Source organism: Humibacter ginsengiterrae (genome assembly GCF_054780115.1).
In genome coordinates this window covers 13,310-25,474 of sequence record NZ_BAAGWY010000003.1, presented here as the reverse complement: position 1 = coordinate 25,474, position 12,165 = coordinate 13,310, and the positions used below count along the sequence as shown (strand labels likewise).

Here is a 12,165-nt window from a genome sequence, read left to right as displayed (position 1 = left end):
GGCGTATCGTGCGTTATCCGGCGGATCGTGCGACGGCGCCGGCTCCGTTGTCGAGGTCCTAGCCCTCTTCCGTATCCGAGGTCTCGTGGCGGGAGAAGTCCGGAGAGGCGAACCCGGATTCCCGGTACACGCGCGGCAGACGGCCACGCGGTGTCGGCACGCGCGGCGCCGACGGACGCACGAGCCCGGAGGCGGATCGGGCCGGGGCGCGCGGAGTCGCCTCCTTCGGGCCGGCCGATCGCTCGGGCTCGCGCCCGGCCGGCTCGGCAGGATTCTCTTGCTCGAGGATCGCGCTGATCCAGTCCGCATCGTCGGCGTGCTCGGGCGTATCCACCGCGTCATCGAACGACGCGAACACCGTGGACACGTCGATCGGACCCGTGACCGCTGTCGGCGACGCCGTGCCGGCGCCCCGACCCCATGCCGGAGCGGGTCGTGGAGACGCCGGCTTGGAAACCGGCGACGGCTCGGCGCTGCTCCGGCGCTCCCGCAGGCTCAGCCGCGCCGTGCTCACCGCGTGCTCCCGGCGCACGGCGACGCCGATCGCCGCTCCGACCAGAACCTCGACCGCGACTGCGCCGGCCACGAAGAGCGGGTTCGGCCCGGCATGCTGCAACCTGCCCGGTCCGATCGCACCCGACGCCCACCAGGCCAGCAGGCCGAGAACGGCCCCGGACACGACGGCCGTTCCGAGTACGACGAGCGACAGGCGCGCCGCGCTCCAGTCCCGGGAGCCGTAAGGACCGCTGCCGCGCGGTGCAGGCATCCGCTCCAGACGCTTCCGGATGAGGAACCCTGCGGCGACTCCGCACAGCACGGGAACCATCACCGCGATGAGCCCGAAGCCGGGGTCGCTCTGCGGCAGCACGCCGAACAGTGGAATGCTCGGCAGCGGACCGAGCGTCGTCTGGGCGACGTCGACCGAGGAGCCGGATCCGACCGCGAAACCCGGGCCGGCGATCCACGAGGCCGCCCAGATCACGGCGTTCGGCAGCAGCGCGAGCTGAGCGAGTGTGAGGGCGATGGCACCGAGAACACCGGGTTGCAGCGTCTCGTAGAGACCGACGATGCGCCCGTAGTTCACGGCCATGAGCACCGCGAGAAGCACGGCGGATGCCGCCACGACGAGGGCGGATGCCGCCACTCCGCCGCGGAGGGACGCAGCGAGCACGGCGCGGGTCGCGGGGCTCCATCCCTCGACCGGCCACGGCAATCGTCCCCGGCCCACCGCACGAACGGATGCCGCGCCGTCGCCGCGCGAGGCATCCGTCGCCCCCCGCTCGTCCGCACCCGACGGCTCTCGCATGTTGCCCGCGATCATGCCTATCCCGATGCCGATCGCGAAGACTGCTGCCGGCAGCAGCGAGCCTTGCAACAGCGACGGAACGGCGGGCAGGTTGTGCACGCTCAGGGTGACGAGGCCGGAGAGCACCGCGAATGTGACGACGCCGGCGATGGCCGCCGTCCACGGGTGCGGCGTCGCCCAGGCGCGCCGCCCCGTTCGCGCGCCGAGGAAGACAGTGAGGAGCGCGAACCCGAGCGCCGCGATGCTCACGGTGAAGACGTTCGTGCCGGTCAGGTCGAACGCTGCAGAGGCGACAGGGTCGAGCGTGACCGTGACATCGACGCCGTGGCCGAGCAGCCAGATGTCGGCACCGGCATGCCAGAACGGCAGCCAGTCGTTCGAGAGGTCGAACTGCAGTCCCCAGGCGACGGTCAGCGGAACGAGCGGGATCGCCACGCCCACGCCGAGCGCGATCACCGCGTCGAGCGCGGCCAGCAGGATGACGGTGATGCGGTTCATGCGCTGACGACCCTACCGGCGCGCGGCGGAGCCGACGGGCGGGCGCGCCAGAGCACAGGCATCCTGCACGAAGCCGCCGCTCGCCCCGCTACGCGCCGAGCTGCGTTCGGATGAACGCCCCGACCCGATCGAGCGCCGCGTCGGCCTCGTCGAGTTCGCCGGCCCGGTTCTGGAAGACGTGCGGCAGGCCGGCACCGATCTCGAGGGACACCTCGACGTCGACGAGCGCCGCGGCCCGAGCCAGCCCGATCGAATCGTCGAGCAAGAGCTCGTGCCCACCGACCTGGATCAGGAGTGGCGGCAGCCCGGTGAGGTCGGCGAACAGCGGGCTCGCAAGCGGCGTGGCGGGATCTGCGGACCCGACGTACTTCGGGCCGTACCAGTCGAGGGCTTCCGGCGTGAACAACGGATCGATCCCGACGAGATCGCGGATGCTCCGCCCGGAGTGGGTCTGGTCCGTGAGCGGCGAGAACACGACCGCAGCGGCCGGCATCGGCAACCCCGCATCGCGAGCTGCAACGAGGGTCGAGATCGTCAGACCGCCGCCTGCGGAGTCGCCGGCGACGACGAGGGCGGCCGGGTCGATCCCGCGCTCGATCAGCTCGCGATAGGCCGCCAGTGAGTCATCCACGGCCGCCGGGAACGGATGCTCGGGCGCCAGCCGGTAGTCGAGGCTGTACGCCTGCAGGCCGGCGCGCTCGGCCACGAGTCGAGCGAATTTGGCTCCTGTGCGGTGCGATCCGACGACGTAACCGCCGCCATGCAGATACAGCAGTGTGCCGGTGCCGGCTCCCTCCGGGGTCAGGCGGAGGGCGGGCCGGCCACCGAGCCTGACGTCCTCGACCGCCACGCCTGCGGGCACCGGCTCGATGGCGAACTCGTCGAAGCCCCGGCGGTGCTCGTCGACGGTCTGGTTCGGATCGAAGGGGAACGCTCGCAGCCGTGCGATGATCGCCTCACGCTGGGATGTGCTCATGGGTTTCTCCCTGTCTGTGTCATGATCGTTCCGAGATTCATTCCTCGGAATGTATTAGGCAACCACGTTAGCAGCATTTGTATTCCTAGGAATATTCGGGAGGACCATGGGCAGGGGCATCGACTTCTTCGACGACCTGGTACGGGCCGAGATCGCGGTCTACAACCAGGTCGACGAGCGCATCAAAGCCGCGCACGGCGTGACGGTGGGCACCGTGAACGTGCTGAGCCTGATAGAGCGCACCGAGGACGCGCGGGTCGACGATCTCGTGCGGGCGCTCGAGCTGCGCGTCGGAACGGCGAGCAAGATCGTCGACCGGTACGTCGAGGCGGGCTGGCTCGAGCGCGTGCCCAACCCCGGCGATCGGCGCTCGTCCTGGCTGGTGCTGACGGATGCCGGGCGAGAGCTGCTCGCGGCCGGCGCGCCGACCTTCGAGGCATCCGTCACCGACATCGTCTCTGGCGTGCTCACGGACGCGGAGACCACGCAACTCCACGGGCTGCTCGCGAAGCTGCGCGCTGGCCTGCGCGGCAAGCAATCGTCCTAGGCGGATACCGAAACGACGGATGCCGCGAGCACCTCGGCCCGCGGCATCCGTCGTCGTTCGTGCTTACGCGTTGACGCTCGCGACCACCTCGCGCAGAAGCTGCGCGGTTTCGCTCGGCGTCTTGCCCACGCGCACACCGGCGGCCTCGAGGGCCTCCTTCTTGGCCTGTGCGGTACCGGCGGAACCAGACACGATGGCGCCGGCGTGCCCCATCGTCTTGCCCTCGGGAGCGGTGAATCCCGCGACGTAGCCGACGACCGGCTTGGTCACATTCGCCTTGATGAAGTCGGCCGCGCGCTCCTCGGCGTCGCCGCCGATCTCGCCGATCATCACGATCGCCTTCGTCTCGGGGTCTGCCTCGAACGCGGCGAGCGCGTCGATGTGCGTTGTGCCGATGATGGGGTCGCCGCCGATGCCGATGGCGGTGGAGAAGCCCAGGTCACGCAGCTCGTACATCATCTGGTAGGTCAGCGTGCCCGACTTCGAGACCAGGCCGATGCTGCCCTTGCCGGTGATCGTCGCCGGGGTGATGCCGACGAGGGACTCGCCCGGCGTGATGATCCCCGGGCAGTTCGGCCCGATGATGCGGGTCTTGTTGCCCTTCTCCTTGGCGTGCGCCCACGCCTCTGCGGTGTCCTGCACCGGGATGCCCTCGGTGATCACGACGAGCAGCGGGATCTCGGCGTCGATGGCCTCGACCATCGCGTCCTTCGCGAATGCCGGCGGAACGAAGATGATCGAGACGTCCGCCCCGGTCTTCTCGATGGCCTCGACGACGGTGCCGAAGACGGGCAGTTCCACTGCAGAGCCGTCGGCCGCGGTGTGCGAGACGGTCGTACCGGCCTTGCGGGCATTCACGCCGCCCACGACCTGCGTGCCCGCCTTGAGCATGAGCGCTGTGTGCTTGGTGCCCTCGCCGCCGGTGATGCCCTGGACGATGACCTTGGAGTCCTTGTTGAGGAAGATCGACATTGCTTGACGTCCTTACTTCGAAGCCAGTTCGGCAGCCTTGTCGGCGCCCTGGTCCATGGTCTCGGCGAGCGTGACGAGCGGATGGTTGTAGTCGGTGAGGATGCGGCGCCCTTCGACGACGTTGTTGCCGTCCAGTCGCACGACGAGCGGCTTCGACGCCTCGGATCCCAGGATGTCCAGGGCACCGACGATGCCGTTGGCGACCGCGTCGCAGGCGGTGATGCCGCCGAACACGTTCACGAACACGCTCTTCACCTGCGGGTCGTTCAGGATGACATCCAGACCGGCCGCCATGACCGATGCGGATGCGCCGCCTCCGATGTCGAGGAAGTTCGCCGGCTTCACGCCGCCGTGGTTCTCGCCGGCGTAGGCCACGACATCCAGGGTGCTCATCACGAGTCCCGCGCCGTTGCCGATGATGCCGACCTCGCCGTCGAGCTTGACGTAGTTGAGGTCGTGCTCCTTGGCCTTGGCCTCCAGGGGGTCGGCCGCGGCCTTGTCTTCCAGCGCCTCGTGCTCGGGATGCCGGAAGTCGGCGTTCGCGTCAAGCGACACCTTGCCGTCGAGCGCGATGATGTCGCCCTCGCCCGTGAGCACGAGCGGGTTCACCTCGACGAGCGTCGCGTCCTCGCCCTTGTAGACGTCGTACAGCTTCACGAGAACCGGTGCGACCTTCTCGATCAGGTCGTCGGGGAAACCGGCGGCCTTGGCGATGTGCTTCGCCTTCGCCTCGTCGATGCCGGTCGCCGGGTCGACCTCGATGCGCGCGAGCGCTTCGGGCTTCTCGACCGCCAGTTGCTCGATCTCCATGCCGCCCTCGACGCTGGCCAGCGACAGGTAGGAGCGGTTGGCCCGGTCGAGCAGTACCGAGAAGTAGAACTCGCGGGCGATGTTCGCGCCGCCGGCCACCATGACGCGGCGAACGATGTGCCCCTTGATGTCGAGGCCGAGGATCGCCTTCGCGGCCGCCTCGGCGTCGTCCGGGGTCTTCGCCACCTTGACGCCGCCAGCCTTGCCGCGTCCACCGGTCTTGACCTGCGCCTTGACCACGGTCACGCCGCCGAGCTTCTCGGCTGCCGCGCGCACCTCTTCCGGCGTGTCGGCGACGATACCCGGCAGTACCGGGACCCCGTATTTCTCGAACAGGTCACGTGCCTGGTACTCGTAAAGATCCACTGCTTCCCAATCCGTGTGCGAGTGAAATGGCGATCGGTGCGGGCCGGACCGTCTCGCCGGCGCTGGTCGGTGACGCTCTGTCGGTGACGCAGTGTCGTAAGACGACGGCTGATGGGCACTTCAGTCAGATAGCTCGACGCCGAGATAAATTGCCACCGACAGCCTACCTGAGCGCCATACGGGTTCCCGACGTGCACCCAGGGCACTGTCCGGGCATCCGGATACCCTTGCGGCATGCCGCAGCGACCATCAGAGCCGCGACCGCCAGCGCGGCGATACCCCGGGCCGCCAGCGCGGCGATCTCCTGGGCCGCCATCGCCGAAGGGCCTCGCGGATGTCGGTGCCGAGTGGATCATGCTCGCCGGCGGCGGGTGCGCCATCCTGCTGCAACTCGCGCATCCGTCCGTCGGGCGCGGAGTCGCCGAGCACAGCGACTTCGCCTCGCGTCCCTATGACCGGCTGATCGGCACGCTCACGTACGTGACCGCGGTCGCCTGCGGCACGGAGGAAGACGTCCGCACGGTGCACCGCGCCGTCGGGCGCGCGCACGCGCCGGTGCATGGACCTGCCGATTCCGACACACCGGCGTACTCCGCGTTCGATCCCGACCTGCAGCTCTGGGTGACCGCGACGCTGTACTGGACGGCAGTACGTGTGCACGAGCGGGTCTTCGGCGCGCTGGATGAGGCATCCGCCGACCGCTTCTACCGCGAGTTCGCAGCGGTAGGAACGTCGCTGCAGCTGCCGCACGATGCGTGGCCCGCCACCCGCGACGACTTCGACCGGTACTGGGATGACTCGCTGCGACGCCTCATGGTGCTGCCCGCGGCGCGCGTCGTGAGCCGCGAGCTGCTGCGCGCCGAGCACGCCCCGCTGTGGATGCGCCTCATCATGCCGTGGGCACGGCTCGCCACCGTCGCGCTGCTCCCCGACTCGCTGCGAAGCCAGTACGGCCTGGTGCTCAGCGAGCGCAACCGGCGCAGGTACGAGCGGATGATGTCGCTCACCGCCGCCCTCTACCCGCGCCTGCCCCTTCGCGTTCGTCACATCGTGCGCGACCGGCTGCTACATCGCCTGCGCGCCGAGATGTGAGCGCACTCTCGACCTGCGCCTCTCCTCCGCTGTGCTGCGGCTCAGGCAAGCGCGGCGGCGGAACACCAACACCGCCGAGGACTGATCCGGGACGCGGCGTCAGGCGGCGCGAGCGTGGTGCTCGGCGTAGGTCGACGCCTCCGCGTCGCGCTCGTCGGCGCAGCCGGCGCACAGCCAGAGCGTGAAGCCGTCGTCGCCACGCACTTCGAGGAAGGCGTACTCCGCGCAGTCGGCGCAGCGGTGGGTGGCCAGCAGCAGGTCGAGGTCGTCGTCTGCCGCCGCGTTCTCGATGATGAACTGCTCGTCCCTGGTCATGTCTCCATGGTGCGACGAGCCACCGACATGCGATTGAGGCCTCGCCGCGAATGCTCGCATTCGGGGCGAGGCCGATTGAGTTTGTTGAGCGGCGAAGCCGCGATCACATGCGATTGAGACTAGCCGGGGAATGCTCGCATTCGGGGCGGGGCCGATCGAGCATCGCACTGTTCGCGCTCACGCAGTGGATGTACCAGTCGGCGTCGCCGCGGCGATCGCCTCGCGCAGCATTCCGTCGTGGCGGTTCAAGAGCCGCACGGCGTCGTCGCCGTCCAGGCCGGTGACGACCACGAGGATGGCCGCTTTCACCCACCCGTTGACGGCGGCAAGAGCGCGAGCGGCGGTGGTGGCATCCGTTCCGGCCGCCAGCATCACGATGCGCTCCGACCGCGCACGCAGCTTCTCGTTCGTGGCGCGCACGTCGACCATGAGGTTGCCGTAGACCTTGCCGAGGCGCACCATCGCGAGGGTCGAGATGGTGTTGAGCACCATCTTCTGTGCGGTGCCGGCCTTCAGCCTGGTCGATCCGGTCACGACCTCGGGTCCGACCACGGTCTCGATGGCGACATCGGACGCCTCGCCGATCGCGGACCCCGCATTGCATGCGAACCCCACAGTGGCGGCGCCGAGTTCCCGTGCGCGCCGGAGCGCACCCAGCACGTACGGGGTTCGACCTGACGCGGAGATGCCTACGACGGTGTCGTGCCGTCCGGCACGCAGTTCATCGACGGCCGCGGCGCCTGCGGTCTCGTCGTCTTCCGCGTTCTCCACGGCCGTGCGGATGGCGGTGTCCCCGCCTGCGATGACGCCGACGACGCGGGAGGGATCCATCCCGTACGTCGGCGGGATCTCGCTCGCGTCGAGCACGCCCAGGCGTCCGGGCGTGCCTGCGCCGACGTAGATCAGCCGGCCTCCGGCCCGCATCCCGTCCACAACGAGCGTGACCGCGGCCGCGAGCTGCGGCGCGCAGGCGGCGACGGCATCGGCGACCGTCGCGTTCTGCTCGCACATGACCGCGATCTGCTCGTCGAGCGGCAGCCGGTCGAGCTCGCGCGTCGCCTCGTTGACGGCCTCCGTGGCGAACGAGTTCAGCCGTTCGCGCAACTCGCCGCGTTCATCCGAATCCCGCACGCTGGAGGTGTCTGTCATGCCTACACCGTACGAGACTTCGGGCTCCGTCCCGTCCTCCACAGGTGCGGCCGCCCCTGAGTTGTGCACGTGCGACGGTTCGAGCGCGCTGCCGCGGTCGGGAACCTGCGAGCGTTCCCGGCATGACCAGCATCCATCACGACCACGCACACCCTCATCGCCGCCGGCATTCCGCGCTCCTGGCGCTGCTGGTGGCGATCGTCGCCCTCGCAGGCGCTCTCCTGCTCCCGTCGCCGGCGCGTGCCATGCCTGCTACCGGAACGGGCATCGGGTTCTGGTCGACCGATGGCTGGTGGATCGGATCGTGGACGCTGGCCGACGGCACGCGCGGCTTCTGCATCGATCTCGGTGGCCGGGCACCGACCGGGCACGACCTCGAGCCGACGGATGCCGTATCACTCGGCCGGTTCTCCGACGATGACCGTGCCCGCTTGGCCTACATCTCCCGGACGTGGGCGGGAACCGACGATCCGGTGACCGCCGCGGCGGCACAGCTGGCGACGTGGACGATCACCGGTCTGAACGGGCACAGCGTCGAGTCGCTCGCCGCGAGGGCCGGGGCTCGAGCGGACGAGGTGCTGGACCGCTCGAACGCCATGCTGGCTGAGCTGGCCGCACCCTCTGGCGCGTCGCGATCGGTTACCGCGAGGGTCACCATCGATCGCGACGACGCCGGAGCGAGCTCGCTCGTCGCATCGGTGGATGTCGACTATCTGGCCCGGTCTGCGACCGCGACGCCGGACACCCTCGACGGCGTCGCAACGGTTCAGGGCGCGGTGTTCGCCGACGGCTCGCACGAGCACAGGGTGCGCAACGGTGTGGCCTACCCGCTGACACCGGATGCCGGAAGCGCGGTGGCCGATCTCTCGGCATCCGTCATGTTCGCCGATCTGCCGTTCGGCGCAGCCGTCACTGTGGCTCGCGCCGAGCCGGGTGTGCAGAGCGTGCTCACGTCCTCGCCCGGACGAGCGTCGGCGCGAGCGGAGGTCTCGGCCCAGCGACCGTCGTCGCTGCCGTTCCAGCCCGTGGTCGCGACGAAGGCCAGCGACGCCGTCGCCGTGGCCGGCGCGACCGTGCACGACGTGCTCCAGGTCACCGCACGCAGCGAACCGGGATCCACGTCCGAGTGGGGCGTCTACGGCGAAGACGGCGGACCGTACACTCCGATCCCGGTGACCGTGCGGAGTCGACTGCTGGGTCCGTTCTCCACTCCTCCGGCGGCATCGGACCAGACGCCGGCGGATGCTGCTCCCGTGTGCGAGGTTACGACGGTGGTGGACCACGGGCCGGGCGAGTACTCGACGCCGTCGTGCACGCTTCCGAGTGCCGGGTACTTCGTCTGGGTCGAGACGATCTCACCGGACGACACGGCGTCGGAGCACGGGCGATCGCGCGTTCGCGCGTGGACCTCCCGGTTCGGTGAGGCGACGGAGACGGTCATGGTCAGCGCCCCACCCGCCCAGCCCTCGGCCGACGTCGACCGGCTCGCCGAGACGGGAGCGATGGACGGCCCAGCTCGCACCGTTGCGGCACTCGCGGCGATCTCCGGGCTGTTGTTCGGCGTCTCCGCCCTCTGCGCACGCTGGGCGCGCCGCACCTCGCGAAGTGCTCGCGATCGGGACTACGCGGTCAGAGCTTCTCGATCGGGGCGATCTTGATCAGCAGCTTCTTCGCCCCCGCCTTCTCGAACTGCACGTGGGCCACCCGTTTCGTGCCCTCGCCGGTGACAGCGGTGACGCGCCCGTCGCCGAAGTCAACGTGACGGATGCGATCGCCCGGCTCGAGGGTGAGGTCGCCGTTGTCGCGCACCTGAGCCGTGACCCGGTTCGGCCACGCGCTCGCCGGGATCTCCGGCTTGGCGCCGAACGAGCCACCAGCGCCGGTCAGGCCGCGGTCCTGTCCCCGCTCCGGTCGCCGCGCATTCAAAGCACGCGACTGCGTGCCGCCACGCGAGTTCGCGAACCCTGGGGACTGCTTCCAGTCGATCAGCTCGGCAGGGATCTCCTGCAGGTACCGGCTCGGCAGAGCCACAGCGACATCCCCGAACTGAGCGCGGGTCATCGCAAGGGAGAGATAGAGGCGCTTGCGTGCTCGCGTGATGCCCACGTAGAACAGACGGCGCTCCTCTGCAGGGCCGCCGGGCTCGTTCGCCGACATGCGGTGCGGCAGCAGCTCCTCCTCGACACCCGTGATGAACACGGCGTCATACTCCAGGCCCTTTGCGGTGTGCAACGTCATGAGCGACACCGTTCCACTGGCGTCGTCGATCTCATCCGCTGCCGCGACCAGCGACACTTCGGTGAGGAACTCGACGAGGCCGCCCTCGGGGTTGTTGCGCTCGAACTCCTTCGTGACCGCGACAAGCTCCTCGACGTTCTCAGCACGCGCCTCGTTCTGCGGATCGCGGCTCGCCCTCAAGGCATCCACCAACCCGGAGCCCTTGATGAGATGCACGAGCACGTCGCTCACCTTCGCGGGGCCGCCAGCGGCATCCGGGTCGATCATCACGGCGCCCTCGTCGAGCAACGTCGCCAGGTCGACGATCGCCTTCGTCACCTTGGGGCCGAGCCCGAGAGACCCGGCATCGCGCATCGCCTGCCGGAAGCTGAAACCGTTCGCCTCCGCGTATCCGGCCAGCTGTGTCTCGGTGGCCGGCCCGATTCCGCGCTTGGGCGTGTTCAGGATGCGCCGGAGCGCCATCTCGTCGGACGGGTTCGCGACGGCGATGAGGTAGGCCATCGCATCCTTGATCTCGGCTCGCTCGTAGAACTTCGTGCCGCCCATGATGCGGTACGGAAGCGCCGAGCGGATGAAGATCTCCTCCAGCGCACGCGTCTGCGAGTTCGTGCGATAGAAGACCGCGATCTCGTTGTAGGGAACGCCCGCCGAGTGCAGCTTCTCGATCTCGTCGGCCACGAACTGTGCCTCGTCGTGCCCGGAGTAGCCGGTGTAGCCGACGATCCTCTCGCCGTCACCGCCCGCAGACCACAGCTTCTTGTCTTTGCGGTCGAAGTTGTTGGCGATCACCGAGTTGGCTGCGGACAGGATGTTCTGGGTCGACCGGTAGTTCTGCTCCAGCAGCACCACTTTGGCGCCCGGGAAGTCGCGCTCGAACTCCGAGATGTTGCGGATGTCCGCACCCCGGAACGCATAGATCGACTGATCCGAGTCGCCCACCACGGTCAGCGACGCTCCCGGAACCCGGCCGGTGGCATCCACCAGTCCGCGCATGGTGAAGTCCTTCGCCTCGAGCGACGCCACCTCCTCCGGTTCGATCGGCTGCGTGAGGGTGTGGATCAGCTCGTACTGGGCGTGGTTCGTGTCCTGGTACTCGTCGACGAGGATGTGCCGGAATCGCCGCTGATACAGCGCCGCCACGTGCGGAAAGGCACGGAACAGATACACGGTCTGGCCGATCAGGTCGTCGAAGTCGAAGGCGTTCGCCCGTTCCAGATCGCGGCTGTACTGCCGGAAGATCTCGAGGAACATCGCCTCCTTAGGATCCGACCGGTTCGCGGTGCGGGCGAACGACTCGACGTCCGACAGCTCGTTCTTCAGCTTCGAGATGCGGGCTGCAGCACTGCCCGGCGTGAACCCGAACGTGTCGGCCTCGAGCTCTTTGATGATGCGCTTCAGCAGGGCCTTCGAGTCGCCTGCGTCGTAGATCGTGAAGTTGCGGTTGTACCCGAAGTGCTCGGCCTCGCGCCGCAGAATGCGAACGCACGCGGAGTGGAACGTGGAGATCCACATGCCCTGCGCGCTCTCGCCCACAAGCGCTTCGACGCGCTCCCGCATCTCGGCTGCGGCCTTGTTCGTGAATGTGATCGCGAGAATCTGGCTCGGCCACGCCTCCCGGTTCGCCAGCAGGTTCGCGATGCGGTGCGTCAGCACCCGCGTCTTCCCGGAGCCTGCGCCCGCGACGATCAGAAGCGCCTGACCGCGGTACTCGACCGCCTCACGCTGCTGCGGATTGAGGCCGTCAAGCAGCGAATTCCCACCCACGCGCGGCCGGAACGAGCGCTCGTCCATGCCGATGTCCACCCCGTCGAGAATGATCGGAGCTGATGCCCGGAACGCTTCGGGGTCGCGCGTGGCGTCATCGAGAACAGGGGTGTCGGGAGGCGTCGTCATGCT

10 protein-coding genes are annotated in these 12,165 nt (G+C 68.9%); 3 read left to right on the top strand and 7 right to left on the bottom strand.

Going from position 1 to position 12,165, the window contains the following annotated elements; all coding sequences use genetic code 11:
• Positions 1-58: 58 nt before the first annotated feature.
• A complete protein-coding gene (locus ACYVII_RS05005; RefSeq protein ID WP_460531950.1) occupies positions 59-1,804 on the bottom strand; it encodes a cell division protein PerM in 1,746 nt (581 codons plus the stop codon).
• A gap of 88 nt (positions 1,805-1,892) precedes the next feature.
• Complete coding sequence (locus ACYVII_RS05000; RefSeq protein ID WP_460531947.1) at positions 1,893-2,780, bottom strand: alpha/beta hydrolase; 888 nt, start codon at positions 2,778-2,780, stop codon at positions 1,893-1,895.
• 106 nt (positions 2,781-2,886) lie between these two features.
• Between ACYVII_RS05000 and ACYVII_RS04995 the strand changes: the two genes are divergently transcribed.
• Positions 2,887-3,327, top strand: coding sequence for a MarR family winged helix-turn-helix transcriptional regulator (locus tag ACYVII_RS04995; protein ID WP_460531944.1), 441 nt, complete (start codon positions 2,887-2,889; stop codon positions 3,325-3,327).
• A gap of 63 nt (positions 3,328-3,390) precedes the next feature.
• On the opposite strand, the gene sucD is transcribed toward ACYVII_RS04995, so the two are convergent.
• Positions 3,391-4,299: a succinate--CoA ligase subunit alpha gene (gene sucD, locus ACYVII_RS04990; protein WP_460531941.1), complete on the bottom strand. Its 909-nt coding sequence runs from the start codon at positions 4,297-4,299 to the stop codon at positions 3,391-3,393.
• A 12-nt stretch (positions 4,300-4,311) separates the two neighbouring features.
• Positions 4,312-5,475 carry a succinate--CoA ligase subunit beta gene (gene sucC / locus ACYVII_RS04985; protein WP_460531938.1) on the bottom strand — a complete coding sequence of 388 codons (1,164 nt, stop codon included), beginning with the start codon at positions 5,473-5,475 and terminating at the stop codon, positions 4,312-4,314.
• Positions 5,476-5,709: 234 nt separating this feature from the next.
• Here sucC and ACYVII_RS04980 point away from each other — a divergent pair, with 234 nt between their 5' ends.
• Positions 5,710-6,567, top strand: coding sequence for an oxygenase MpaB family protein (locus tag ACYVII_RS04980; RefSeq protein WP_460531935.1), 858 nt, complete (start codon positions 5,710-5,712; stop codon positions 6,565-6,567).
• 99 nt (positions 6,568-6,666) lie between these two features.
• On the opposite strand, the gene ACYVII_RS04975 is transcribed toward ACYVII_RS04980, so the two are convergent.
• A complete protein-coding gene (locus tag ACYVII_RS04975) occupies positions 6,667-6,882 on the bottom strand; it encodes a hypothetical protein (protein WP_460531932.1) in 216 nt (71 codons plus the stop codon).
• A gap of 177 nt (positions 6,883-7,059) precedes the next feature.
• Positions 7,060-8,031, bottom strand: coding sequence for an N-acetylmuramic acid 6-phosphate etherase (murQ, locus tag ACYVII_RS04970; RefSeq protein WP_460531929.1), 972 nt, complete (start codon positions 8,029-8,031; stop codon positions 7,060-7,062).
• A 122-nt stretch (positions 8,032-8,153) separates the two neighbouring features.
• Here murQ and ACYVII_RS04965 point away from each other — a divergent pair, with 122 nt between their 5' ends.
• Positions 8,154-9,689 carry a hypothetical protein gene (locus ACYVII_RS04965; protein ID WP_460531926.1) on the top strand — a complete coding sequence of 512 codons (1,536 nt, stop codon included), beginning with the start codon at positions 8,154-8,156 and terminating at the stop codon, positions 9,687-9,689.
• Here the strand turns inward: ACYVII_RS04965 and ACYVII_RS04960 are convergent.
• Positions 9,661-12,162 carry an ATP-dependent helicase gene (locus ACYVII_RS04960; protein ID WP_460531923.1) on the bottom strand — a complete coding sequence of 834 codons (2,502 nt, stop codon included), beginning with the start codon at positions 12,160-12,162 and terminating at the stop codon, positions 9,661-9,663. The two genes, ACYVII_RS04965 and ACYVII_RS04960, sit on opposite strands and share 29 nt — an antisense overlap.
• Positions 12,163-12,165: the final 3 nt, after the last annotated feature.